The 25,268-nt window shown below is 60.3% G+C and carries 20 protein-coding genes and 2 pseudogenes; 10 read left to right on the top strand and 12 right to left on the bottom strand.

Annotation, left to right across the window (positions count from 1 at the left end; translation table 11 throughout):
- Positions 1 to 107 precede the first annotated feature (107 nt).
- Entirely contained in the window at positions 108 to 1,940 is a 1,833-nt protein-coding gene (gene ggt, locus A8O26_RS25415) for a gamma-glutamyltransferase (RefSeq protein ID WP_064120427.1), read from the top strand.
- 81 nt (positions 1,941 to 2,021) lie between these two features.
- On the opposite strand, the gene A8O26_RS25410 is transcribed toward ggt, so the two are convergent.
- From A8O26_RS25410 to A8O26_RS30705, 4 genes and pseudogenes are all read right to left on the bottom strand, one after another.
- Positions 2,022 to 2,654 carry a LysE family translocator gene (locus tag A8O26_RS25410; RefSeq protein ID WP_064120426.1) on the bottom strand — a complete coding sequence of 211 codons (633 nt, stop codon included), beginning with the start codon at positions 2,652 to 2,654 and terminating at the stop codon, positions 2,022 to 2,024.
- Positions 2,655 to 2,730: 76 nt separating this feature from the next.
- Entirely contained in the window at positions 2,731 to 3,330 is a 600-nt protein-coding gene (locus A8O26_RS25405) for a flavin reductase family protein (RefSeq protein ID WP_064120425.1), read from the bottom strand.
- Positions 3,331 to 3,495: 165 nt separating this feature from the next.
- Positions 3,496 to 3,933 (bottom strand): annotated as a pseudogene (locus A8O26_RS30710) (methyl-accepting chemotaxis protein); the annotation flags it as partial.
- Between the two features lie 102 nt (positions 3,934 to 4,035).
- Positions 4,036 to 4,812 (bottom strand): annotated as a pseudogene (locus A8O26_RS30705) (PAS domain-containing protein); the annotation flags it as partial.
- 238 nt (positions 4,813 to 5,050) lie between these two features.
- On the opposite strand from A8O26_RS30705, the gene A8O26_RS25395 reads away from it, so the two are divergent.
- Positions 5,051 to 6,421 (top strand): GntT/GntP/DsdX family permease, encoded by a 1,371-nt coding sequence (locus tag A8O26_RS25395; protein WP_064120423.1) that lies wholly within the window; start codon positions 5,051 to 5,053, stop codon positions 6,419 to 6,421.
- 39 nt (positions 6,422 to 6,460) lie between these two features.
- On the opposite strand, the gene A8O26_RS25390 is transcribed toward A8O26_RS25395, so the two are convergent.
- Entirely contained in the window at positions 6,461 to 7,774 is a 1,314-nt protein-coding gene (locus tag A8O26_RS25390) for an MFS transporter (RefSeq protein ID WP_064120422.1), read from the bottom strand.
- Positions 7,775 to 8,116: 342 nt separating this feature from the next.
- Between A8O26_RS25390 and A8O26_RS25385 the strand changes: the two genes are divergently transcribed.
- The gene (locus A8O26_RS25385) at positions 8,117 to 9,535 is read left to right on the top strand and encodes a short-chain fatty acid transporter (protein WP_064120421.1); all 1,419 of its coding nucleotides are present in this window, start codon (positions 8,117 to 8,119) and stop codon (positions 9,533 to 9,535) included.
- A gap of 115 nt (positions 9,536 to 9,650) precedes the next feature.
- Here the strand turns inward: A8O26_RS25385 and A8O26_RS25380 are convergent, their stop codons facing one another.
- Positions 9,651 to 9,941 carry a nucleotidyltransferase family protein gene (locus A8O26_RS25380; protein ID WP_064120420.1) on the bottom strand — a complete coding sequence of 97 codons (291 nt, stop codon included), beginning with the start codon at positions 9,939 to 9,941 and terminating at the stop codon, positions 9,651 to 9,653.
- Positions 9,942 to 10,088: 147 nt separating this feature from the next.
- Here A8O26_RS25380 and acpA point away from each other — a divergent pair, with 147 nt between their 5' ends.
- The 3 genes from acpA (at position 10,089) to A8O26_RS25365 (ending at position 13,818) form a co-directional block, all read left to right on the top strand.
- The gene (gene acpA / locus A8O26_RS25375; RefSeq protein WP_064120419.1) at positions 10,089 to 11,792 is read left to right on the top strand and encodes an acid phosphatase; all 1,704 of its coding nucleotides are present in this window, start codon (positions 10,089 to 10,091) and stop codon (positions 11,790 to 11,792) included.
- 119 nt (positions 11,793 to 11,911) lie between these two features.
- Complete coding sequence (locus tag A8O26_RS25370; protein WP_064120418.1) at positions 11,912 to 13,114, top strand: hypothetical protein; 1,203 nt, start codon at positions 11,912 to 11,914, stop codon at positions 13,112 to 13,114.
- Positions 13,115 to 13,293: 179 nt separating this feature from the next.
- The gene (locus A8O26_RS25365; protein WP_064120417.1) at positions 13,294 to 13,818 is read left to right on the top strand and encodes an SET domain-containing protein-lysine N-methyltransferase; all 525 of its coding nucleotides are present in this window, start codon (positions 13,294 to 13,296) and stop codon (positions 13,816 to 13,818) included.
- A gap of 20 nt (positions 13,819 to 13,838) precedes the next feature.
- Here the strand turns inward: A8O26_RS25365 and can are convergent, their stop codons facing one another.
- Positions 13,839 to 14,483: a carbonate dehydratase gene (gene can, locus A8O26_RS25360; protein WP_064120416.1), complete on the bottom strand. Its 645-nt coding sequence runs from the start codon at positions 14,481 to 14,483 to the stop codon at positions 13,839 to 13,841.
- Between the two features lie 141 nt (positions 14,484 to 14,624).
- Here can and A8O26_RS25355 point away from each other — a divergent pair, with 141 nt between their 5' ends.
- Complete coding sequence (locus A8O26_RS25355; protein ID WP_064120415.1) at positions 14,625 to 15,029, top strand: hypothetical protein; 405 nt, start codon at positions 14,625 to 14,627, stop codon at positions 15,027 to 15,029.
- A gap of 131 nt (positions 15,030 to 15,160) precedes the next feature.
- Here the strand turns inward: A8O26_RS25355 and rimI are convergent, their stop codons facing one another.
- Both rimI and A8O26_RS25345 read right to left on the bottom strand, forming a co-directional pair.
- Positions 15,161 to 15,613 carry a ribosomal protein S18-alanine N-acetyltransferase gene (gene rimI, locus A8O26_RS25350; protein WP_064120414.1) on the bottom strand — a complete coding sequence of 151 codons (453 nt, stop codon included), beginning with the start codon at positions 15,611 to 15,613 and terminating at the stop codon, positions 15,161 to 15,163.
- Positions 15,606 to 16,352: a hypothetical protein gene (locus A8O26_RS25345; RefSeq protein ID WP_064120413.1), complete on the bottom strand. Its 747-nt coding sequence runs from the start codon at positions 16,350 to 16,352 to the stop codon at positions 15,606 to 15,608. Before A8O26_RS25345 ends, rimI begins: the two co-directional genes overlap by 8 nt.
- A 233-nt stretch (positions 16,353 to 16,585) precedes the next feature.
- Between A8O26_RS25345 and mksB the strand changes: the two genes are divergently transcribed.
- From mksB to mksF, 3 genes are read left to right on the top strand one after another with little or no spacing between them, the layout of a single operon-like run.
- Complete coding sequence (mksB, locus tag A8O26_RS25340) at positions 16,586 to 17,863, top strand: Mks condensin complex protein MksB (protein ID WP_064120412.1); 1,278 nt, start codon at positions 16,586 to 16,588, stop codon at positions 17,861 to 17,863.
- Entirely contained in the window at positions 17,853 to 18,554 is a 702-nt protein-coding gene (gene mksE / locus A8O26_RS25335; RefSeq protein ID WP_034156067.1) for an Mks condensin complex protein MksE, read from the top strand. The genes mksB and mksE overlap by 11 nt, the downstream gene beginning before the upstream one ends.
- Complete coding sequence (gene mksF / locus A8O26_RS25330; protein WP_064120411.1) at positions 18,551 to 21,391, top strand: Mks condensin complex protein MksF; 2,841 nt, start codon at positions 18,551 to 18,553, stop codon at positions 21,389 to 21,391. The genes mksE and mksF overlap by 4 nt, the downstream gene beginning before the upstream one ends.
- Before the next feature lie 191 nt (positions 21,392 to 21,582).
- On the opposite strand, the gene A8O26_RS25325 is transcribed toward mksF, so the two are convergent.
- Genes A8O26_RS25325 through A8O26_RS25315 form a run of 3 tightly spaced genes read right to left on the bottom strand, consistent with a single transcriptional unit; the run spans position 21,583 to position 25,148 of the window.
- Positions 21,583 to 23,886, bottom strand: a complete 2,304-nt coding sequence (locus tag A8O26_RS25325; RefSeq protein WP_064120410.1) for a PqiB family protein — start codon at positions 23,884 to 23,886, stop codon at positions 21,583 to 21,585.
- Positions 23,879 to 24,502, bottom strand: coding sequence for a paraquat-inducible protein A (locus A8O26_RS25320; protein ID WP_064120409.1), 624 nt, complete (start codon positions 24,500 to 24,502; stop codon positions 23,879 to 23,881). The genes A8O26_RS25325 and A8O26_RS25320 overlap by 8 nt, the downstream gene beginning before the upstream one ends.
- Positions 24,489 to 25,148: a paraquat-inducible protein A gene (locus A8O26_RS25315; protein ID WP_064120408.1), complete on the bottom strand. Its 660-nt coding sequence runs from the start codon at positions 25,146 to 25,148 to the stop codon at positions 24,489 to 24,491. The genes A8O26_RS25320 and A8O26_RS25315 overlap by 14 nt, the downstream gene beginning before the upstream one ends.
- Between the last annotated feature and the right edge of the window lie 120 nt (positions 25,149 to 25,268).

Genomic DNA, 25,268 nt, shown 5'->3' with positions numbered 1-25,268 from the left:
GCGAACATCCGCCCCGAAAAGAAAGACAAAAATGCCCACCGGTTTGCGTCGCGACCGAGCGGTCGATAAAGTCCCTCAGACTTTTAATCCACGGACGGAGAGCCCGCGTGTTTTCAGCCTTGCCCTTGAGCCGCTTTCGCCTGCCTGCCCTGACGCTGATCATCAGCGCCCTGACCCTCACCGCGTGCAACGCCCCGCCCTCCTCGACCTTGCCGCTGGCACCGGAAGCCGCGTCCGGTTTCCGCACCGATCTGCAAACCCGCCACGCCAGCAAACACATGGCCGCCGCTGCCAATCCCTTGGCTGCTGAAGCCGGGCGGGAGATGCTGCGTCAGGGCGGTTCGGCGATTGATGCGGCGATTGCGATGCAAGCGGTGCTGACCCTGGTTGAGCCGCAATCGTCCGGGATCGGTGGCGGCGCGATGATCGTGTTGTGGGACGGTAAACAGGTGCGCACGTATGACGGCCGCGAAACCGCACCGGCCGGGGCGACCGAGAAGCTGTTCTTGCGCGCTGACGGCCAACCGATGTCGTTCCCTCAGGCGCAGATCGGCGGTCGCTCAGTCGGTACGCCGGGCGTATTGCGTGCGCTGGAAATGGCGCATAAACAACACGGTCGCCTGCCTTGGGCGAAGCTGTTTGAACCGGCGATCAAACTGTCCGAACAAGGCTTTGCGATCTCCCCGCGTTTGCACTCGCTGCTGGAATCAGATCCAGTCATCCGCAAGTCGCCTGATATGGCCAAGTACTTCCTCAATGCCGATGGCAGCGTCAAAGCCGTCGGCACGCGCCTGCAAAATCCGGCGCTGGCTGCGGTGCTCAAACGCATCGCCAATGAAGGCCCGGACGCGCTGTACAAAGGCCCGATCGCTGAGGAAATCGTCGCCAAGGTGCAAGGCCATGCCAACCCCGGCAGCCTGACGCTTAACGATCTGCAGCGCTATCAGGCCAAGGAGCGTGCGCCGCTGTGCACCGATTACAAGCGCTGGCAGGTTTGCGGCATGCCGCCACCGTCGTCGGGCGGGATCGCCGTGGCGCAGATCCTCGGTACGTTGCAGGCGCTGGAAACTCGCGACCCACGCCTCTCACTGACGCCTCTGAAACCGCTGAAGACCGACAAACCGGCCGGCATTGAACCGGATCCGCAAGCCGTGCATCTGATCGCCGAAGCCGAACGTCTGGCCTACGCCGACCGTGCGCAATACGTCGCCGACACCGACTTCGTGCCGGTGCCGGTCAAAGGCCTGGTCGACCCGGGTTATCTCGCCAGCCGTGCCAGCCTGATCGGCGAAGGCAGCATGGGCAGCGCCAAACCGGGCACCCCGCCGGGCGTACAAGTGGCCTACGCCCCGGACCGTTCGCCGCTGCGCATCTCCACCTCGCAAGTGGTCGCGGTGGATGACCTCGGCGGCGCCGTGTCGATGACCACCACTATCGAAGCCGCGTTCGGTTCGCACCTGATGGTTCAGGGCTTCTTGCTGAACAATCAGATGACCGACTTCTCGTTCATTCCCGAGGAGAACGGCCAGAAAGTCGCCAACCGCGTCGAACCCGGCAAACGTCCACGCTCGTCGATGGCACCAACGCTAATCTTCGATCGCCACAGCGGCGAATTCGTCGCCACGGTCGGCTCGCCCGGCGGTTCGCAAATCATCGAATACGTAGCGAAAACCACCGTCGGCCTGCTCGACTGGAACCTCGACCCGCAAAGCGCCATCAGCCTGCCCAACTTCGGCAGCCGCAACGGCCCTACCGAGCTGGAACAAGGCCAATTCAGCCCGGCGCTGATTCAGGCACTAAAAGACAAAGGGCACGCCGTGAATGAAATCGACATGACCAGCGGCACCCAGGCCATCGTGCGGGTCAAGGATGCGCAGGGGAAGGCGTCGCTGGAGGGGGGCGCGGATCCACGGCGTGAAGGCGAAGCGTTGGGGGATTGAGGCTAGAACGCAAACAAAAAAGGCTTACCGCGAGGTAGGCCTTTTTTCATGCAACTGATTTAACTTGGAAGATCATTCGGCTTAGCGATTCGCCACCAGATGCGCACCAAACAACAGATAGCATCCACCCGCGAAGCGATCCAGCCATCGCCGCGAACGCTCATACACACCGGCAATATGCCGACTGGCGAAGAACAGCGCCACGCAGCAATACCAACTGAACGACAGCGTCGCCATGGTCAGCACCGCCAGCGCCAGTAACAGTGGCGGGATGTGAGCCGGCATGGCGGTGGCGAAAATGGTCGCGACGAACAGTGCTGATTTGGGATTGGTCATGTTGCCCAGAAAGCCCCGCCCGTAAGCGCCGAGTAACGTCTGCTCCGAAGTATCGAGCGTGCCCGGGACGATCGGCGCCTTGCGCTTGAACTGCTTGAGTCCGAGGTAGATCAGGTAGCAGCCGCCGGCAATCTTGAAGCTCAGGTACAGCGTCGGCGCGGCGCTGAACAGCGACTGAATGCCCAAGCCACCCGCCAGCCCCCACAACACGGTTCCGCTGGCCACGCCGAGTGCCGCGACGACACCGTGGCGGCGGGAACGACTGACCGCCAGTTGCGCGATATTGAAGAAGTTCGGGCCGGGCGTGACCACGGCCACCGTCCACAACAGGGCCAACGACAGCAACGGCGCCAGATAACTCGAAAGGGAAAAATCCATGGGGCATGCGCCTGATTGGGTTCGACGATGCCCTGTACCTTGCAACATCCGGCAATGTTTTGCCATCAGCCGCTATTCACACCGCTAACGTCTTGCCATCCACCGCATCACCAATCTTCAGGAAATGCCCGCCCGCCACGTGGTGCAAGGTACGCAAACCGTCATGTCCTTCGAAATGCCAGCGCCCTTCGCTGAACACGCGATCATCGGCGTGGGCGGCGATGACTTCGGCGAGGAACAGGTCGTATTGCTCGTGATTGCGCGGCTCCGGGAGCAAACGGCATTCGAGCCAGGCCACGCAGCCGTCGAGCAGAGGGGCTTGGACTTGTTCGCCGGCAAACGTCTGCAAGCCGTACGCCTGAAACTTGTCTTGCCCTTGGGTTTGATTGATCTCCAGGCCCGAGGTATTGCCGACGGTTTGCACGATGTCGGCCTGATTGACGCACGGGACGTTGAGCACGAAGGTGCCAGAGGCTTCGAGCAGTTGGCGGGTCCAGGTGGATTTATCGAGGACGACGGCGACTTTCGGTGGTTCGAAGTCCAATGGCATTGCCCAAGCGGCGGCCATGATGTTGCGTTGGCCATCGTGGGCGGCGCTGACCAGTACGGTCGGCCCGTGGTTGAGCAAACGGTAGGCTTTGTTCAGGGGCACCGGGCGGCGGTGGGAATCGCTCATGGGATCTGCTCCGGGGAAAAGGAGCCGATTGTAGCGCTGCCACTGAAGAAACACAGAACCTGTGGGAGCGAGCCTGCTCGCGAAAGCGGTGTGTCAGTCAACAGCACTGCTGAGTGAACTGAAGCCTTCGCGAGCAGGCTCGCTCCCACAATGGATCAGTGGAGATTAGTGGGAGAGTTGGTTGGCGAACTGGCCTACCGCATTCACGACTTTCTGCGCACCGTCCTGAATCTCGACAATCACCGTGCCCGCCTCTGCCGCCAGCGCCAGCCCTTGTTCGGCCTGAAGCTTGCCGTCGGTCATCAGGGCCACGGCGTTGCGCGCCATTTCCTGGTTCTGCCGCACCACGGTGACGATCTCTTCGGTCGCCTGGCTGGTACGCGAGGCCAGTTGTCGCACTTCGTCGGCCACCACGGCAAAACCACGGCCCTGCTCACCGGCGCGCGCCGCCTCAATGGCAGCGTTGAGCGCCAGCAGGTTTGTCTGTTCGGCAATGCCGCTGATGGTTTTGACGATGGTGCCAATCACCTGCGACTGCTCGTTGAGTGCTTCGATACCCTCACCGGCGGCTTGCATGTGTCGCGACAGATCTCGCATTACGTTGACCGCTTCAGTCACCACCGTGGTACCGCGCTGGGCGGTGCTGTCGGTTTGCTGCGAGGTGCTGTAGGCAATGCTCGCCGCGTCGGCTACTGCTTGTTCGCGATTGACCTGATCGGTGATCACGGTGGCGAATTTCACCACTTTGTACAGTTTGTTGTTGGCATCGACCACCGGGTTGTAGGACGCCTCCAGCCACACCGTACGACCATGGCTGTCGAATCGTTTGAAGCGGTCAGCGACGAACTCGCCGTTGTTCAAACGGCGCCAGAAGTTCTGGTACTCGGCGCTGTTGTACTCCTCCGGAGCGCAGAACGTCCGGTGATGTTTGCCCTTGATCTGCGCCAGGCTGTAACCCATACCGCTGAGGAAGCGATCGTTGGCGTTCAGCACGTTGCCGTTGAGGTCGAACTCGATCACCGCCGTCGAACGCACCAGCGCACCGATCAGGTTTTCGTGTTCACGGGAGGCTTCGATCGTGCGGGTCAGGTCGCTGGCGAACAGCGAAATATGCTTGATCCGTCCATCCGAAGAGCGCACCGGTTGCACGATCGAACGCAGCCACGCTTCTTCACCATTGCCACGCAGCAAGCGCACGGCACCGGCGAAATGCTCGCCGCGGGTCATGGCGTTTTTGAAGCGATGATGGAATTCGTCCGACTTCACATGCGCCGGGACGATGTCTTCAATCGCCCGACCGATCAGGTCCTGGCTCTTGTAGAGCATCTCGGTGAGGAAGTTCTGGTTGACCGATTGAATGCGCCCGTCGGGCTCAAGGTTCAGCACCAGCATCTCGCTTTCCAGGCTTTCCTTCACTTGCACAAGGCTGGAGAGTTCTTCACGAAGAGCGGCCAGCTCTTGCTTCAGGCGTTTGTTGAACATGGGGAAGTACCGATGGGCAGGATAGAAAGCGGGATGCAGCCTAACCATCGGCCTTGAAAATCTTTTCTGAAGAGCGCTCGCGACCGGTCAGTCAAAAATAATCTCAAGAGGCCATTGGTCTCATCTATCCCCTTCCGGGCGGAAGCAAAACCCAGCGCTCTGGGCCGGCCATTTCGGGTATTCTCAAGGCAAATTGCAACAACATGTTGCAGCTATCCGCCCGATAAGGAGTCCCGTTTTGGATTTATCGACCGCTGCCTGGATGGTTCACGACACCCGCCTGATTCTCTGCTGCCTGCTGGCCATTGCGACGATCATCGTGTTGATCAGCGCGACTAAACTGCCGCCGTTTCTATCGATCCTGATCGGTACGTTCATTGCCGGTGTCGGCGCCGGTTTGCCGCCTGAAGACGTGGCCAAGGCGTTCAGCAAAGGCGCCGGGGCGATTCTCGGTGAGGCGGGGATCATCATTGCGCTGGGTTCGATGCTCGGTGCGCTGATGGCCGAATCCGGCGCCGCCGACCGCATTGCCTCGACTTTGCTCGGGCTGGGCAAAGGCAAGTCGCTGCCGTGGGTCATGGCGCTGGTGGCGATGGTGATTGGCCTGCCGCTGTTCTTTGAAGTGGGGCTGGTGATGATGGTGCCGATCATCTTCGTCATGGCTCGCCGCTCAGGTCAGCCGCTGCTGAAAATCGCGATTCCGGCGTTGGCCGGGATGACCACGCTGCATGCCCTGATGCCGCCGCATCCCGGGCCGTTGATTGCCGTCAGCGCGTTGCATGCCGACCTTGGGCTGACCATGTTGCTGGGGTTCAGCATCGCCATCCCGGCGGTGATTCTGGCAGGGCCGCTGTACGGCAACTGGCTGTCGAAACGCATGCACGTCGATGAGCCGGCCGAACTCGGCGCCCTGTTCAGTGCGCCGCCGAAAGCGCCGCGCCAGCCGAGTTTCGGCATGTCGCTGTTGATCATTCTGCTGCCAGTGCTGCTGATGCTCGGCAGCACTCTGGCGAAAGTCGCGATGAGTCCCGAAAGCAGCGTCGCCCTGACCCTGAAGTTCCTTGGCGAACCATTAGTGGCGCTGGGCATTGCAGTGATGGCGGCGGTGATCTGCCTCGGCTGGGCCAATGGCATGCCCCGCGAAGACGTCGGCGGCACCCTGCGTAAAAGCCTTGCGCCGATTGCCGTGCTGTTGCTGACGATCGGCGCGGGTGGCGGCTTGAAGCAGACCTTGCTGGATGCCGGCGTCAGCCAGACCATCAGCAAAGTCGCCGAAGGCGCACACATGCCGTACCTGTTGCTGGCCTGGCTGATAGCCGTGGCATTGCGCCAGGCCACAGGCTCGGCGACGGTTGCGACCACGACGACGGCGGGGATTCTGGCGCCGATGATGGCGGGCCTCGCCGCAACGCAAAGTTCGTTGGTGGCGTTGGCGATTGGCGCCGGCTCCGTGTTCTTCTGCCACGTCAACGACGCCGGTTTCTGGATGGTTCGCGAGTACTTTGGCTTGCAGCTGAAACAGACGATCTGGGTCTGGTCGATCCTGCAAACCATCGTCTCGGTGGTGGGCTTGATCGGGACCTTGCTGTGGTGGCACTGGCTGAAGTGACGGCCTCGGCGGGTTGCCGCTGGGGCCGTCAATCAGCCTTCAGGAACAGGGCGCCACGCTGCGGCGCCCGACACCGGGCATGCGCACACCAAAGTACGCCGCGCTGACGATGCCGACCACGCCCATCACCGCGCAGAACATCACACAAATCCACGGGCTCCACGGCATCAGACCGATCAGCAACAGCGGTGTGATGCTGGCCCATGCGGCGTAGGCAATGTTGTAGGTGAAGGAAATGCCTGACACGCGAATACGCGCCGGGAACAAGCCGACCATCACCGACGGCACCGCGCCGACGACACCGCACGCCAGACCGGCCACGGCGTAAGCCAGGCCTACCCAATCACCGCCCATGATCAAGCAGCCATACAGCACGCCGATGCCCAGCGGCAGCAGCAGGCTATACAGCATGACCGTGCGCCAGGCACCGATGCGGTCGACCAGCAGTCCGGCAATCACGCAGCCGACATTAAGGAAGACGATGCCCAATGCACTGAGCGCGAACGTGTGGCTGGCGGTCATGCCGAAGGTTTTCTGCATCATGGTCGGCGTGATGACGACGAACACCACCACCGCCGAGGTCAGCACGCAAGTCAGCAGCATTGCCGGTAGCATCGCCAGCCGGTGTTCGCGCAGTACCGTGCGCAACGGCAATTCAACGCGTGCCTCACGTTGCGCCTCCATGGCCATGAACACCGGGGTTTCGCTCAGCCAACGGCGCAGATAAACGCCAATCACACCGAACACGCCGCCGAGCAGGAACGGATAGCGCCAGGCGTAATCAAGGATTTCCGCCGGGGTGAAGACTTGCGCGAGAAACGTCGCGGTGAGCGCGCCAATCAGATAACCGAACGTCAGCCCGGCCTGCAAAAAGCCCAAGGCGTAACCGCGATGGCCGCTCGGCGCATGCTCGGCGACGAACACCCAGGCGCTCGGCACTTCACCGCCGACCGCCGCACCTTGCAGGATCCGCAGCGCCAGCAGTAATAGCGGGGCGAAGTAACCGATCTGTGCATAAGTCGGCATGATGCCGATCAGCAGGCACGGCAGCGCCATCATCAGAATGCTCAGGCTGAAGACTTTCTTGCGCCCGAGTTTATCGGCGAAATGCGCCATCAGAATCCCGCCCAGCGGCCGCGCCAGATAACCGGTGACGAAGATGCCGAAGCTTTGTAGCAGACGCAGCCATTCGGGCATTTCCGGCGGGAAGAACAACTGGCTGAGGGTCAGGGCGAAGAAGACGAAGATGATGAAATCGTAGATTTCCAGCGCGCCGCCAAGGGCCGCAAGGCCGAGGGTCTTGTAGTCGGAACGGCTGAACGGCGCGGGTTTGGCCGTGGATTGGGCAGTCATGGCAAAGAACTCTGAATCAGGCAAAAAACCAAGGCGCCCATGGTCTACGCAAATGCGCGGATGAACAACCCGTTAGACCATAGTCCCGGTTTTGCAAAAGCTGCTCACAAAGCATCGGCAGTTGAATTACTGTTAATGCCTGTCCAGCGGGTTAGCCCCAGTCTCCGACAACCGAAGAAACACCTGTGGGAGCGAGCTTGCTCGCGAAGAGGCCGGTACATTCAGAATCGATGTCGATTGACCGACCGCCTTCGCGAGCAAGCTCGCTCCCACAGGTAGGGTGTGTTTAGAGAAATCGGAAACCCGCGGACCACAATAACCATAAAAATCCGAGGTACTCCTGTGGCCGTTGATATCGAAGATAGCCGCTCCGCGCGCTTTGCCCTGCGCTGTTCAAGTTTCGCCGAACGCTGGTTTCCCGATTCCTGGGTATTCGCCGCGCTGGCGGTGATCATCGTGGCAGTCGCCACGCTGGCCATGGGCGCCAAACCCACCGATGCCGCGATGGCCTTCGGTGACGGCTTCTGGAGCCTGATTCCGTTCACCATGCAGATGGCTTTCGTGGTGATTGGCGGCTACGTGGTCGCCAGCTCGCCGCCCGCTGTAAAACTGATTGATCGCCTGGCACGTATCCCGAAAAACGGCCGCTCTGCCGTGGCCTGGGTCGCGTTGATTTCGATGGTCGCGTCCCTGCTCAACTGGGGCCTGTCGCTGGTTTTCGGCGGTTTGCTGGTCCGCGCCCTCGCCCGCCGCACTGACTTGAAAATGGATTACCGCGCCGCCGGTGCCGCTGCGTATCTGGGCCTGGGCGCGGTGTGGGCGCTGGGCCTGTCGTCGTCGGCTGCACAATTGCAGGCCAACCCCGCCAGCCTGCCGCCGTCGATCCTGTCGATCACCGGGGTGATTCCGTTCACCGAAACGATTTTCCTCTGGCAGTCCGGCGTGATGCTGCTGGCGCTGATCGTGGTCTCGATCATCATCGCCTACGCCACCGCTCCCGGCCCGAATTCAGCGCGTGACGCCAAGGCCTGCGGCATCGACCCGGCCTTCAACCTGCCACCTCTGCAACCGCGCACGCGGCCGGGCGAGTGGCTGGAACACAGTCCGCTGCTGATCATCGTGCTGGTGCTGCTGGCGGCGGGATGGCTGTTTCACGAGTTTTCGACCAAACCGGCAATCACCGCGATTTCCGGGCTGAACACTTACAACTTCCTGTTCATCATGCTCGGAGCGTTACTGCACTGGCGCCCACGCAGCTTTCTCGATGCCGTGGCCCGTGCGGTGCCGACCACCACCGGCGTACTGATTCAATTCCCCCTGTACGGCTCGATTGCCGCCCTGATGACCACGGTCAAAGGTGCAGATGCGCAAACCCTGGCGCATCACATCTCGACCTTCTTCGTCAGCATCGCGTCGCACGACACCTATGCGCTGTTGATGGGCGTGTACTCGGCGATTCTCGGCTTCTTTATTCCATCCGGTGGCGGCAAATGGATCATCGAGGCGCCGTATGTGATGCAAGTCGCCAATGATCTGCAGTACCACCTCGGCTGGGCGGTGCAGATTTATAACGCGGCGGAAGCGCTGCCGAACCTGATCAACCCGTTCTACATGCTGCCACTGCTCGGCGTACTCGGACTGAAGGCGCGGGATCTGATCGGTTTCTCGTTTGTACAACTGTTGGTGCACACGCCGCTGGTGCTGCTGTTGCTGTGGGCGCTGGGAACGACATTGGCGTATACGCCGCCGGTTATTCCCTAAGTTGATTCGATTGCATCTGCCTCCGGGCAGATGCAATCAATTCTGCTCGGCGGAAAGTGCAGTCAGAAGCTCAGGCAGAGCGACTGTTCGAGGTAATCGCCGAGCCGGTTTTCGATCATACGGGACGAGCCTGATCCAGAACCTGCTGCCGAAACTTCAGCGGTAGATCTCCTGGTGTCAGCAGATCGACAGTCACGCCTAACAAGTCCTCGAGCTCCACTTGCAGGCCGCCGAGATCGAACAAGGTGGTACCGGGAAGTGGATCGACCAATATATCAAGATCACTGCCTTCCAGATCAGTCCCCAGTGCGGCGGAGCCAAATACACGGGGATTGGCCACACGGAATCTTCCGACAACCTCACGGATAGCAACGCGTTGCAAATCAAGAGCAGTGGAAGGCTTCATGGAGCACCTTGGCCAGATTCATTAATGCAGCAGTCTAGCAGTGCTTAAGGGCGCTAGACACCGCACCATTTGTAACCCAACCGTCACATCCCCTTGCTAGCGTCCGCCCGAAACATACTGAAACATTTAAGCAAAACGGGCTGAGACATGAGCGACGACACAGACGGTATCGAGACACCCTCCTGCGCTGATTCCAACAACCCCACCGACACCAGTCGCCGCCGCTTCCTCGGTGGCGTCGCGGTACTCGGTGTCGGTGCCACGCTGGCCGGGTGTGGCAGCGCCAGCGATCAACCAGGCAAACCGGCGGAGCGCCCGCTGACGCCAGCCGAGCTGGACAAAGCCCTGCGCGACCAAGTGAAAACCGTGGTGGTGATTTACGCCGAGAACCGCAGCTTCAATAACCTGTTCGGTGATTTCCCCGGTGTCGAAAAACCGCTGTCAGCGCTCAAGCCCGCCGAATACCAGCAACGCGATCGCGACGGCTCGCTGCTGCAAACCCTGCCGCCCGTCTGGGGCGGGACCTTGCAGATCGGCCCGCAAACTCTCGATGGCGTGACTTACCCCAGCGCCACGCAGTTTCAGGAAAACCTGCCCAATGCGCCATTCGCCCTCAAAGGTCCGAACGGTGAAGACTTGCCGTTCGGCCTGGTAACGCGCGATTTGTGGCACGTGTTCTATCAGAACCAGATGCAGATCAACGGCGGCAAGAACGACGGCTTCGTCGCCTGGGCCGACTCCGGTGGCCTGACCATGGGCCATTACGCGCAGAGCCGATATTCCCTGCGGCTGTGGGACGTCGCGCAGGAGTTCGTGCTGTGCGACAACTTCTTTCAGGGCGCATTCGGCGGCTCGTTCTTGAACCACCAATACTTGATCAGCGCCACCGCGCCGTTTTATCCGGATGTGGCCAACTCCGTGGCCAAGTCGCAGATTGCCGCGCTGCAAAGCGACGATCCTGCTGATCCACGCCTCAAGCCGCTGGAACAATCCCCCGCCAGCGCCATGACCGGCCCACCGCAGTTCGGCCCGAGTGCGCTGACCCCGGACGGCTTCGGCGTCAACACGCTCGCCCCGCCCTACTGGCCAACCTGGATTCGCGACCCGGAGCGCCCGGCGTATTCCAAAGCGGATCTGCCCAACGTCATGGTGCCGCAGACCCACGAACACATCGGCGACAAGCTGTCGAAGAAGAATATCGACTGGGCGTGGTACGCCGGTGCGTGGCAGGCAACGCTGGAGCAGTACAAGGATTCCGGCGGCATTCCGAAAATCCCCAACTTCCAGTATCACCATCAGCCGTTCAACTACTTCAAACAGCAAGGCCCGGAAAACCCGGACGAACGTCAAAAACGCTTGCGCGATGCCGGTTTGGGGGACGAGTCGAGCAGCAACAAATTCTTCGCTGATGCCGAAGCGGGCAAGCTGCCGGCGGTGAGTTTCTACAAACCCCAGGGCAATCTGAACATGCACGCCGGTTATGCCGACGTGGCGTCCGGTGACCGGCACATCGTCCGCGCATTGAAGGTGCTGCGCGAAAGCCCGCAGTGGCAAAACATGGTGGTGATTGTGACCGTCGACGAAAACGGCGGCTGGTGGGACCACGTCGCACCGCCCAAGGGCGACCGCTGGGGCCCGGGTTCGCGGGTGCCGGCGCTGGTGGTGTCGCCGTTTGCGCGCAAGGGCACGGTGGACCACACCGTCTACGACACCGCATCGATCCTGCGACTGATCACCCGCGTCTTTCAACTGGAAACCCTTGATGGCCTCAAGCAACGTGACGAGGCGATGATCGCCCGAGGCCAGAAACCCATGGGTGATCTGACCAACGCCCTGCATTTTCCAGTCTGAAAATGAGCCCTGCGAGTTTGCGCAAAAATCTGCCCATGACGGCTTCTCTGGCAAACGCGGCTGATCCACTATGAGGCGCCCCCGATACGCGGGGAACCCACGCTGAAAAGGATCTGAGCATGTTCAAACTCGCAGGACTTATTCCTACAACACTGGCCCCCACCGCCCTGGCCCTCGCCGCGCTGACACTGAGCGCGGCGGCCCACGCCGATGTCGATCTGAAATTGGGCAGCACGGAGCGCGTCACCCGCCTCTTCGCTTACCCCAACAACTGCAACGTGATCTGCTTCCGCAATTGGACGCTGGAACAGACCGTCGCCCATTACCTGTCGCAGAGCGTGCAACGCGATGGTTATGCCGACGCCAAGGTGCTGGTGAAAACCGATAACGGCCAGCTCTACGCCGAAATCACTGGCGTGCCGAAAGGTTACGACAAACCGTTGTCGGCGCTGCTGGATGCGGGAGATCTGGCCTACACCGGCGCCAGCAAACTCAACGCCGACGGTAAGTGGGCCTACAGCTGGTATCTGTTCCTGCCGCTGGGCATGGCCCTGGAAAATCGTAAAAGTGTCGAGTTGCTGCACTTCCCGCCGGATTACTCGCTGACCCAGGCGCAGGATTATCTGCGTTCGAACACCACCGACCGCTGGGCCACGCTGCTGACCGACAACGGCATTCCAGCCGCGCAGACGCCGGCTTATCAGACCATCATCGATATCGCCCCGATCGCTGCGCCGTCCAACGCCGGCAGCGATCTGGAAGGCGTCTATGACTACTTCAAGGATTACCAGACCACGCTGGTCAAGCAGTTCAGCCAGACCGCCAGCGGCACGACGTTGCCGATGGTCGCCTTCGGCGCACCGGTGCGTAACTGGATCAAGCAACAATACGGGCCGACGGTGAATGTATTGGGCCTGGCGACCATCAGCCCGAGCGAAGGCGTGAAGGTGCCGGTGCTGGGCTCCAACCACCCGAGCTACATCTGGTACGCCGCCGACCCGAAGAGCTACACCGGCGACGATGCGCAAGCCAAGGCCGATGCCGCGGGCCTGAAGGTCATGGGCCAGGATTTGAGCGCCGCCTGTTGGCAGGCCGGCATGGGCAGCAAGCCGGGCAGCGATCCGCAAACGACGCTAAACAGTTGCACGCAGACCTGGCAGGTCACGCAGAAAGTCAAAACCTGCGAGCTGTTCTACACCTCGATCCGCAACCTGACCCCGGAACAGGCCACTGCCAAGTGCGCGACCACGCCTATCAAAGCGCAACTGAAGCAACTGCAGGCGCCCTTGCCAGCCGCCGCAATCCCCGCACCGCACCTGTAATCGTTAAGCGTGGTTCCCGTGTCAGCCAATGCTGACGCGGGAAAGCGTCTAAATCGCCTGTCAGATCTGACAGTAGACCGGCTATACCTAATAGCAGAGGATTGGATCCAAGTAATAACATTGCAGTAATGACAGGACGTCACTCCAAGGAAAGTCGCCTCCCGGCGACAAGGATCGCAATGAATACCCACGTCATGGCGCAACCTGCACCACGCGACAGCGAAGGCATTTATCCCTTCGCCGGCCTGCCCGTGCGCCTCGGGTTCCCCTCCAGCAGCGACTACGAAATCGTTCAGGACGGCTATGGCACCCCAACGGGGGTCGTGGCGCGTAGTGAGTTTCTGCAAAACCGGCGGATGTGCAGGTTTTCAGGCCAGCTGTTGCCCTATCGCTGCCGCCAGACCCGCCAACTGCTGACGGGCATTCACCTCTACGACCCACGCTTTTGCGGATTGATCGAACACGCCTGCGATCCCAACGTGTTTCTCGACATGAGCGAATTGTGGCTGTGGGCTTTGAAAGATATCCACAGCGGCGAACGCCTGACCATGGATTACACCGCCACCGAAGACAAACTGCTGCATCAATTCGCCTGCGGTTGCGGTTCGCCGCGTTGCCGAGGGTGGATCACCGGCTACAACGAACCACCCAGCCTGGAAGGCCATCACTTCCTGCAGCGCTGGCGGCATTCCGGCTTGCGCTGAAAGGTACGCCGAAAAGTGAGTTACACCGCGCCGACCGGACGCAGACGATACTGCGGCGGTAATTGCTCGAAACCACTGATGGTGGTGTTCAGACTTTTCCAGCGGCCATCCTTGATGCCGTAGATGCAACCGTGGATCGACAGGCTCTGCCCGCGATGCCAGGCGTTCTGGATGATGCTGGTGTGGGCGACGTTGGCCACTTGCTGGATCACGTTGAGCTCGCACATGCGATCAACCTGCTCCTCTTCGGTCGGCAACTTGGCCAGTTCTTCGCGTTTTTCGTAATACAGATCGCGGATCGAACGCAGCCAGCCGTCGATCAGGCCAAACTGACGATCCTGCATCGACGCGCGCACACCGCCGCAACCGTAATGGCCGGTGACGAGGATGTGTTTGACCTTGAGCACGTCCACCGCGTACTGGATCACCGAGAGGCAGTTGAGGTCAGTGTGCAGCACCACGTTGGCGACGTTGCGGTGAACGAACAGATCGCCCGGCAGCATGCCGACGATTTCGTTGGCCGGCACGCGTGCGTCGGAACAGCCGATCCACAGATATTCCGGCGTTTGCTGGCGGGCCAGTTTGGCGAAGAAATCCGGGTCTTCCTTGGTGATCGCGTCAGCCCAACGCTCGTTGTTATCAATCAGGTCTTGTAAGTCGTGCATGCTGTAAGGCCTCAAGAAAGATGCGCAGGTATGACAGACGACCGCCCGTCGGGGTCACGCCGCCAGCGCAAGTGATTTCATTGGAATTCTCGTGTGCCCGGTGAGTCCACCTAAGTAAGGCCCACAGTATGAGGAATTGCCATGACTGATTCACGACGCCCTTACGATGCCGTGCAACCGGAACCCATCGATGATAACGAAGACCGCATGGGTTCGGTGCATGAGCTGGATTTCGATGAAGACGAGCCGAGCGCGAAAATCGGTGATGAGATCCCGGAACGTGAACGCGAGCAGTTGATGCCCGATGAGCGCGTGCGTGAGGCGGGCATGACCGGGGCTTCGGTCAGCGACCATGAGCCGACTGACGATGACCTGAGCCCGGAGACGCTGATTCATGAGGATGGCGCGCGGGATGCCGAGGAAGCGGGTGAAGGCAATCAGGCGGATTGGGATTTGAGCATTGTCGACGAGGATGACATCGGCGGCGGCAATGGACTTGATGAGGCGGAGCTGGCGCGGCGCGATCCGCTGGATGGTAACCGCTGATCTTCGCTGCCTGACAGGACGCTTTTGCGAGCAGGCTCGCTCCCACAGGGGTTTTGGGGTACGCACAAAATGTGTGAACGCCATTGAATCCAATGTGGGAGCGAGCCTGCTCGCGAAGCTGTTAAGGACAGTCAGTCAACGAGGGTGCAGGCCATGACCACCGCGTCTTCACGCCCACCCACCGCCGGATAATAATCCCGACGCCGGCCAATCTCATTGAAGCCATAACGCTCATACAACTTGAACGCGCCAGTGTTGCTGTCACGCACTTCCAGAAAACATTCTCGCGCAGAAGCCGCATACGCCCGCGACATCAGGTGCTCGAGCAACTTCAAGCCCAGCCCGCGCCCCTGATTCTCCGGTTTGACGGTGATATTGAGCAGATGCGCCTCATCGAGAATGATCTGCACCACACCATGCCCGACCTGTTGCTGCCCTTCGAACATCAGCCAGATCTGGTACTTGCCCAAACCGTCGAGAAAAATCCCGCGAGTCCACGGGTGGCTGTAAGCGGCGTACTCGATTTTCAGCACGGTTTCCAGATCCGCCTCGGTCATCGGGCGGAACGATACAGCGTCACTCATTCGATTCTTTCCAGCGCGCCATCAGCCGACGCATGGCTTGCCACACAGCGGCCTTGCGCTGTGGCTCTTCCATTAACAATTCCAGACCGGGAATGGCCCAGGCCGAGCCCAGACCTTCGATCTGCAATTCACGATTGAATGCTTCGGCATCCGCTTCACCGGCAAAACGCACCGCCGGCAGGCCGATCAGCCACAGACAGGCACACGGTGCGGCTTCCATTTGTACCGAAAGGAAACCCTGCACAAAGTCACGCGCCGCTTCCGGGCCCTGATCCATGGTGCCGCGATTGAGCCACGGCCAGCGCACTGGCTCGCCGACGATTTGCGGCGCATCCGGCAGACCAGCGGCGCGCAGCATGTCTTTGAGCAACAAATAAGCAGGATCGCGGCTCTGGAACGGTTCGCCTGTGGGTAACTCGACCAGCAGCAGGCAGCGCCCGGCACGCAGCAGTTGCAAAGCGAAACGCGGTGGCGGCACCGGCGCCGGTTTGGCGACGACTGGCGTGTCGTCGGCCTCTTCCACCGGTTTGGCGTTGGTTCGCGTACTGGCCAGCGAAGGGCGCGGCACTTCGATCTTCGGCCGCTCGCTCGGCCGCGCGACAGGCTGCACAGGTGCTTCGGCCTGCGGCGCGAGCACCACCGGCGTTTCTACCTCCGGCTCGGGCATGTCCAGCAGCTCGGGCCGCGACGGCGCGGCGAAGGGCAATTCGGTGCGCGGCAGCCAGTTGACCACCTGCATGGCGTTCAAATAGGCGCGGCGGCGGGACTCGATTAGCAAGGGTCGGCCACTTGTGGATAACTGAAAGTGCGCTGATTCTACCGCCCTTCGTTCAAGATCGCTTGCTGTTGATCGATAGCCTTTACCGAAGCTCTCTCCCTGAGAAAATGCGACAGCCCGTCCCGAGAGTGAATCGCATCCTTCGTGATGCAGTACAATCGCGGCTTTTAATCGCCAACCAGCCGGCCATTCCGATGATCGAACCCAAGCGCGTCTTGCGCGCCCTCGCTGAACACTGGGCACTTCTGGAGCCACTGTGCGAGCACTTCGACCAAGGCACCTTGAGCCTCAACGAACTGCGCACGCAACTGGCCGCCCAACAACTGGACAGCACGCCGCAGGACATCACCAGCCTGCTCGACGTGTGGATTCGTCTCGATATTCTGATTCCGGTGGCAAAAAGCCCGAACCGTTTCGAGCTGAACGCGCAGATCCACGACTTCCTCGCTTACCTTCGCCGTGAGCACCGTCTGGGCCTTTGCCTGGAAATCGAAGCCTACCTGCGCCACCTCGAACGTCTGGCCGGTTACATTCAGGACGCGTTCGACATCCGCGACGGCCATGACCTCGCTCGCCAGTTGCGCCTGCTCGACATGCGCGTGCGTGACGTGCTGAAGAAACTCGACAACGATGAACAGGCGCTGGTGGCCGTGGCCGAACGGGCGAAGACCAGCGACCGGCAGATTCCATTGCGTCAGCGTTACGCCGAAGTACTGGCGACGTGGGACGAATACGTCGAGCCGATGATCGATCTGGTGAACGCCGACGGCGCCTTCGAACAAGGCGTGCGCAAGGTCGAAACCGTGCTGTTGAAGATGCTCAGTGAGCAACAGCGCCTCGGCCATCTGGTCGATGACGACATGCTGCTGCGCACCCACGCGCGCATCCTCGAAATGCAGACCAGCGCGCAACTGACCCTGCGTCATGCCCGCGAACTGCTGCTGCCGCTGCGTGAAGAAGCGCGTCGGCATAACGCCGTGACCCGTGGCGCCGCGTTGGCCTTGGCGGCGATTCGCCGCAAAGGCATCGATGCCGTGCCACAAGCGGCGATGCCGCTGTTTACCCGGCCGCAAAGCACCTTCCTCGGCAGCGCCAGTCAGGTCGAGGCCTACGTGTATGCGTTGGCGCGTTTTGAGCCGAAACCGGCGCGCTTCCCGAAAGCGCACAAAACCCAGAAAGGCGAAGCCCCACGCGCCCCGCGCACCGTGCGCGAGATGGTCGACCGCTGCGAAGAAGCCCTGCCGATGCCGGACCTGATGACCTGGCTGCTGGAGCAGGAACCGGACGGCGCCACCGACGAATTGCTTTATTGGTTCTCGCGCCTGTCGCGGGAAAAACGCTTCAAGCGCGAGCGTCTGGAACGCCGCGAATACCACACTCACGAGCACCAGGTCAGCCTGCGCTCCTTCGCCCTGCTCTCGGCCAGCGACAGCGCCGCCGAGAATTCTGCGAGCATCCCCAATGCATCTTGATCTTTCCGAACTGTCGCAACTCGCGCCGATCTTCCGCGAGCTGTTCAAGGGTTACCACGTCAGCCGCCGTGATCCGGAGCTGTACGCGCAACTGTCGAACTTCCAGGACCAGTACCGCACGCTGTTCAAGGCACTGGGCTTTGAACTGGTCTGCGATACCCGTGGTTTCTACTACTTTGTGCCGGACATGGCCGCTGCGGCGGTGAACAAGACTGCCCAGCGTCTGGCGCTGTTCACCTTCATCCTCGTCGAGCATCTGGCCGATCAGGGCCGCGACCCGATCGCCGTGCTTGATGGCGGCAGCCTCGGCCGCGAAGAGTTGCCATCACTGCTGGAAAAATACCGCGACCTGTTCATTCAGGCCGAAGTGCAGACCGTGGAAGAACTCGAAGAAAAGATCATGCGCCGCATGACTCAACTCGGTTTCGCTGGCGAAGAAAACGGTGTTTACCGCTTCCTGCCGCCGATGCACCGGTTCCTCGACGTGTGCCTGTCGGTGCAGCAGGACCGCGATCTGGCCGCCAGCGTGCACAGCGTATTGCCGCTGCCGGCACCGGTGCTGATCGACGAAGCCGCCGAAGCCAAATTCCTCGAAACCGACGATCCGCTCGATCTCACCGAATTCGATGAAGAAAGCGAAGAAGACGCACTCGCCCGCGCCATTGCCGAAGAACAGGAGTCCGACGCATGAGCCAGGAACGCTACGGCATCCGCCGCTTTGCCCTTTTGAACACCGCCGGTTACAGCCTCGGCCTGTTCCCGCTGGAAGAACCGTTGTCGGTTTACGGCGCGAACAACCTCGGTAAATCGGCGTCGATCAACGCCCTGCAGTTCCCGATTCTGGCGCGCATGTCGGACATGAGTTTCGGCAAGTACAGCCTCGAACAATCGCGGCGCTTCTACTTTGCGTCCGACACCAGCTACATCCTCGTCGAAGTGAATCTGCCCCACGGTCCGCACGTGATCGGCGTGGTCGGGCGTGGCCCGGGCGGTGGTTTCGGTCACCAGTTCTTCGCTTACGCCGGCAAGCTCGATCTGGCGCATTACCAGAAAAACGACACCTGCCTGCGTCAGAAAGAGTTGTTCAGCAACCTTGAGAAAGAAGGCCTGAAAGCCTACGAGCTCAAGCCGGATGAGCTGCGTCGTTTGCTGGTGGGCGGTCATACGTCGATTCCGCTCGACCTGACGCTGATTCCGCTGCGCTCCACCAGCGAGCAGAGCCTGAAGACCTTCCGCGCTTTGTTCATCAACCTGCTGCACATGCGCGAAATCACTGCGGCCAAGTTGAAGCAGTTGTTCCTCGATGCCTTCGAACACAGCCTGCGCTCCGGCAGTGTCGATTACATTGCCGCGTGCGAAGAAGCCTTCCGCGACGTACGTCGCATGGAACAGGACTACAACTCGCTGGTCGCTGCCGGCCCGTTGGTTGAAGCCTTGGCCAATGGCGTGAAACAGCGCGACGTGCTGCGCGGCAAACTGCATCGCCTGTCGCCGCTGCTCGATTCGTTGCTCGGCACCTGGTCGGATTACGCCAGTGCGCGCAAAGAAGAACTGACCATTCAGGCCGACCACTACCGTGGCGAGCAGGACAGCCTGCAAAACGATCAACGCGGCGGCACCCAGGAACTGATGCGTCTGGAGCGGGAAATTTCCGGCATTCAGCGCTGGCTCGGCGAGCTGTCGGTGTTGAAGAATCGCTTCGCCTTGGTCGATGACGTCAAAGTGCTGGAGCAACAGTTGCTCGCGGCCAAAGACGCGCACGACGAACTGGCCGGCGCCCTGGCGCAATCCCGCCAGTTCAGTGCGGAAGATCTGGAAGAGCGTCTGCGCGATCTGGAAAAACGCCTGAAGTCGGTGAAGTTGCAACTCGATCACGCCGACAACAACAGCTATGCCCGTCTGCGCGAAGAATTCTCGCAACAGGACGTCGAGCGCCTGATGCGCCTGTTCAACAGCGCGCTGTTCAGCCTGCCGCTGGGCGAGCACGGCATCACCCTCGACGACGACGGCGAGTGGGTGAAATCGGTCGAGCTGATTCTCGATGGCTTCAAAGGCGAGCGCTTCGAAGTGCCGGGCCTGTCGATCGACATCTCGCACATCGAGCCACCGGCGCTGCAAGCCTTGGCTGACCGCGCGGCATTGCGCGATCAGAAAGAGCGTCTGGAAAAAGAGCTGAAACAGCTCAAGACCCAACAGGCCGTTGCTGCTGACCGCGCCGCGAGCAAGACCCAGACCGAAGCGCTTTACCAGCAAGTGCTGGACGCGCAGAAAGCCTTGGAAGATTTCCGTCGCACGCAGACTTTGAGCGCTGAAGAGAGCGACAAGCTCGAACAACTGGCGCAGATGGAAGGCGCGCAGGACGAACTCAAGCGTTCCAGCGATGCGTTCACCGAGCGCGTCCAGCAACTGTCGGCCAAGCTGCAACTGGTCGGCCGCCAGATCGCTGACATGGAAGCCAAGCAACGCACTCTCGACGATGCCCTGCGTCGTCGTCAGTTGCTGCCGGCGGATCTGCCGTTCGGTACGCCGTTCATGGATCCAGTCGACGATTCGATGGACAACCTGCTACCACTGCTCAACGACTATCAGGACAGTTGGCAAGGCCTGCTGCGCGCCGATGGCCAGATCGAAGCGCTGTACGCGCAGGTCCGTCTGAAAGGCGTGGCCAAGTTCGACAGCGAAGACGACATGGAGCGCCGTCTGTCGCTGCTGATCAACGCTTACGCGCACCGTACCGATGAGGCGCTGACGCTGGGTAAGGCCCGTCGTGCGGCGGTCACCGACATCGCCCGCACGCTGCGTAACATTCGCAGCGACTACGACAGCCTCGAGCATCAACTGGCGCTGTTCAACCGCGAGATCAACAAGCGTCAAGTTTCCAACCTGCAGAGCTTCCGTATCGTCCTCGCGCCGAACAAGGAAGCGCTCAAGCACATCGACCAGATCATCCACAGCGCCGGTCAGTACGAAGAAGGCGAAACCCTGTCGGTGTTCGACCTGAGCCAAAGTGCCGAGCAGGACAACAAGAACGAAGAGGCCAAGGAATACCTGGCGCGGCTGGTGGCAGCGAACCACAACCAGCTCGGTCTCAAGGACTTGTTCGAACTGGCGTTCGAGATCACCAAGGTCAACGGCCAGCCGGTGATTCACACCGACATCGACGGCGCGGCGTCCAACGGCACGACCATGACCATCAAGGCGCTGACCAACATGTACTTGTTGCTGCACTTGATGGATCGCGATCAGGCCGGCCGCGTGCGTCTGCCGTACTACCTCGACGAGGCGGCAGACATCGACGAGAAGAACCAGGCCGCGCTGCTGGAAACCAGCCTGCAACTGGGCTTCGTGCCGATTCTGGCGAGTGTGAAGCCGCAGGTCTGCGCCAGTGTCGCGATTGACCTGGAAGGCGGCAGCGGCCCGGCGGGGATCTACATTGATGAGGCGGACTGGAAGTACATCCGTCGCCATGATGTGGTGAAGGCTACGGTCAATGTTGAGGCAGATGAGCCGGAGCTGGATGCGGTTTGATCGGCGTTAACTGAAGGCAATAAAAAGGGCCGCGATCTGGTTGAATCGCGGCCCTTTTTTATGGCTGGGGATTTGTGCTGGGCTTTGAGGCCTCTTCGCGAGCAGGCTCGCTCCCACATTGAAACGCATTCCAAATGTGGGAGCGAGCTTGCTCGCGAAGGCGTCTTTGTAGACGCCACATCAACTTCAGGTTATTTACCGAGTGAAATCTTCGGCGCCCACGTCAGCCACTCATCCTCAAATTTGTCGAACAGCGGGAACGTCTGCTCAGCCCGCGCCGAGTTGCCCATGCGCTCGCCATCCGGCGTGGCGAAAGCAATCCCGCCCTGAATCGCCGTCTCCAGCGACTCGGTGCGCACTGTCAGTCCGTTGAACAAACCGATATCGAAACCGACACCGCTGGTGTTCCAGAACCGGCTACCGCTACGCACCAACGGCGCATATTTCGGCTCGATTAGAATGTGCACCAACACACGATCGGCAGTCTGGCCCAATTCATAGCCGGTGACTTTACCCACGGTAATTTCGCGATACGTCACCGGCACACCCGGTTTCAGCGAACCTCGACGGGCAGCGCTCAACACCAGACTCAGACCCGCCTCTTGCTTGGTCACTTCCGGCGCATTGGCCAACGCGACGAAGTTCTTCTGCGGGCCAAGATTTTTCGCCGCCGGCTGCACTTCGATGTACTGCCCGGTCACCAGAGTTTCCAGGTTTGCTGTCTTGATCAGTCCCAGTTCCGGTTTGACCACCCAGAACTGACTGCCGACCCGGGCGATCTTCTCTGGCACTTCGGTGATGCGCGCCGTGAGGATCACCGATTGCAGATCGTCAGTCAGATCGACACTTTCAATCTTGCCGACATCCAGTCCCTTGAAGCGCACCGGGGTGCCGCTGCGCAGACCATCCGCGCGATCGACCTTGATCGTCACCAGCGTGCCTTTCTGATTCGCCTCATCATGGTTGGCGAACAGGCGGAAACGTGGAATACGCTTTTGCAACGGCGCCTTGGCTTGTGGGGTTTCGAAGGCGATGCCGCCTGCCATCAAAGTCTGCAGCGATTCGCTCTTCACTTGAATGCCACCGGTCAGTCCGCCGGTCAGTGTGATGCCGCTGACATTCCAGAAGCGGGTCGAAGCGTTGACCAGGTTTTCGTATTCCTTCTCGATGTGAACACCGATGACCAATTGCTTGCGGGTCTTGGAGAACTGATAGCTCTGCACCGAGCCGACCTTGACCTGTTTGTACAGAATCGGGCTGCCGACATCGATGGAGCCAAGGACATCAGTGAACAACACCAGATGCAGACCCGGCGAACGCAGATCCAGTGGCGGTGCTTTCGGCCGCGCCTCGAATTCACGCTTCGGCGCTGCGCCCTTGTCACCCGGACGCACGGCGATGTAGTTACCTTTCACCAAAGCTTCCAGACCGGTGATACCGGCCAGAGAAATCGACGGTTTGACCACCCAGAACTGCGTGCCGTCGACCAGATAATCTTCGGCCAATGGATCCAGGGTCAGCTCGGCCGTGGCGCTGTTCAGATCCGGATCGACCTTCAGTGCTTTCAGGTTGCCAACCTGAATACCTTTGTACATCACCGGCGTACGGCCCGCCTGCAGGCCTTCGAAATCGCTGAGTTTGACCTTCACGCGGATCCCGGCAGCGGCGGCGTCGAAGTCTTCGTAGAGACGGAACGGCAGGCTTGGATCGGTCGGCGGGCTGTCCTTGCGGTTCTCCGGCGTAGCGAAGGCGATACCGCCGGCGACAATGCTGGCGAGCGACTCGCTGCGCACCTTCACGCCGGACAGGTTGGCGTCGATGCTGATGCCGCTGGCGTTCCAGAAACGCGTGTGTTTGCGCACCAGTTTGGCGTAGGTCGGTTCGATGAAGACTTTGAGTTCAACGGTGCTCTGATCTTCCGAAAGCACGTAACTTTTGATCTGCCCCACCTTGATCTGCTTGTAGAACACCGGGCTGCCGCGGCTCAATGAACCGAGACGATCAGCCTTGATGGTCAGGTGCAGACCCGGCTTGGCGTCGGACAGCGGCGGCTCTTCGGAAAGCGCCTTGAACTTGCGCACCGGCTCGCCTTCGCCGGGGCTGATGGCCACGTAGTTACCCGAAACCAGGGTTTCCAGACCGGTGATACCGGCCAGGGTCACGCTCGGTTTGACCAGCCAGAAGCGCGTGCTGGTCTTGAGGTATTGCTCGACGTCTTTATTCATTTCGACGGTGGCAATCACGCCTTTGGAGTTGCCTTCATCGTCGAGTTTGAGCGCCTTGACCTTACCGACTGACATGCCTTTGTACATGACCTCAGTCTTGTTGGCCTGGATGCCTTCACCACTCTCGAAGCGGATCTGAATTTCGATACCGGTTTCGGAGTAGGCACGCCAGCCGAGCCAGCCACCGATGATCAGCGCGATCAGAGGCAGTACCCAAATGGCAGACCAGTTCGAGGCCGGTCGGGTTTTCGCTACGGGCAAATCAGTCATGGTCGTCGTCCGACTCCGTGTTATCCCAAATCAGTCGGGGATCGAAAGTTACTGCGGCGAGCATCGTCAGAATCACCACACTGGCGAAGGCGATGGCGCCAAGATTGGCTTCGACACTGGCAAGCCGGCCGAAGTTGACGACCGCCACGAGAATGGCGATCACAAAAATATCGAGCATCGACCAGCGGCCAATGAACTCGATAAAACGGTACATCCAGATGCGCTGGCGAGCCGACAACGGCTGACGTCTTTGCACCGAAAACAACAACAGCGCGATGCCGACCAGTTTGAAAGTCGGCACCAGAATACTGGCGATGAACACCACGGCGGCGATCGGGATCATGCCGTGCTGCACCAACTGAATCACGCCGGACATGATGGTGCTCGGATCGCCCTGCCCCAAAGAACTGACAGTCATGATCGGCAATACATTGGCCGGAATATAGATAATTGCAGCGGTGATCAGCAGCGCCCAGGTGCGCGCGAGACTGTTCGGACGCCGGGCATGCACCAGTGCACCGCAGCGGGTGCAGGTTTGCTCATCGGTGTCCGCTTCCTGCTTGTTCAATTCGTGGCATTCGGTACAAATCAGAATGCCCGCATCAATCGCCCGCATGAGCGTCTTCTCCTGATAACGCCTGCCAGATCTGATGCGGTGACATCACCACTTCCAGCCAGACCTGCACCAACAACAAACCAATGAAACATGCCAGGCCGAGGCCTACGGTGATAGCTGCCATGTCCGCCAGCTTAACGATCGCCACCAACACGCCCATGAGATAGACCTCGAGCATTCCCCAGTCTTTGAGATGATGGTAAATGCGATAAAGCAGCAAACCGTAGCTACGACCGATATCGAAACGGATCGTCAGTAGAACGAACAACTGGCAGAGCAACTTCAGCAGCGGGATGGCCATGCTGCACAGGAAGACGACGATCGAAACACCCTGCATGTTCGTATTGAACAGACCGAGTACGCCGCTCCAGACCGTATCCTGCGAAGATTGTCCGAGGATATTGAGTTGCATGATCGGTAAAAAGTTTGCCGGGATGTACAGCAATAATGCTGCGATCACCAAGGCGAGGCTGCGCTGCACCACGTTATGGCGGTGGGCATATAACTCGTAACCGCAGCGAGGACAGAGCGCTTTCTCGCCGTGGGCAAGCGTGGGCTTGCGCATCAGCAGGTCGCACTCGTGACAGGCCACCAAGTCTTCCAGCGGTAAATCTGACAGCCCGGGGGCGTCAACCGACTCTGACATAAAGGCTCTGGCTCCGAATAAGGTGGGGCTATTCTAGTGTTCTGATTCGAAAATAACTGTGCAAATTTGTTCGCTGCCGCGAGTAAAAACTTTTCTACAGGCAAAACAAAACCCCAACTG

It is taken from the genome of Pseudomonas fluorescens (assembly GCF_001648775.1).
In the GTDB taxonomy this organism is placed as follows: Bacteria; Pseudomonadota; Gammaproteobacteria; order Pseudomonadales; family Pseudomonadaceae; genus Aquipseudomonas; species Aquipseudomonas fluorescens_M.
This window is presented reverse-complemented; position numbering and strand designations above follow the sequence as displayed.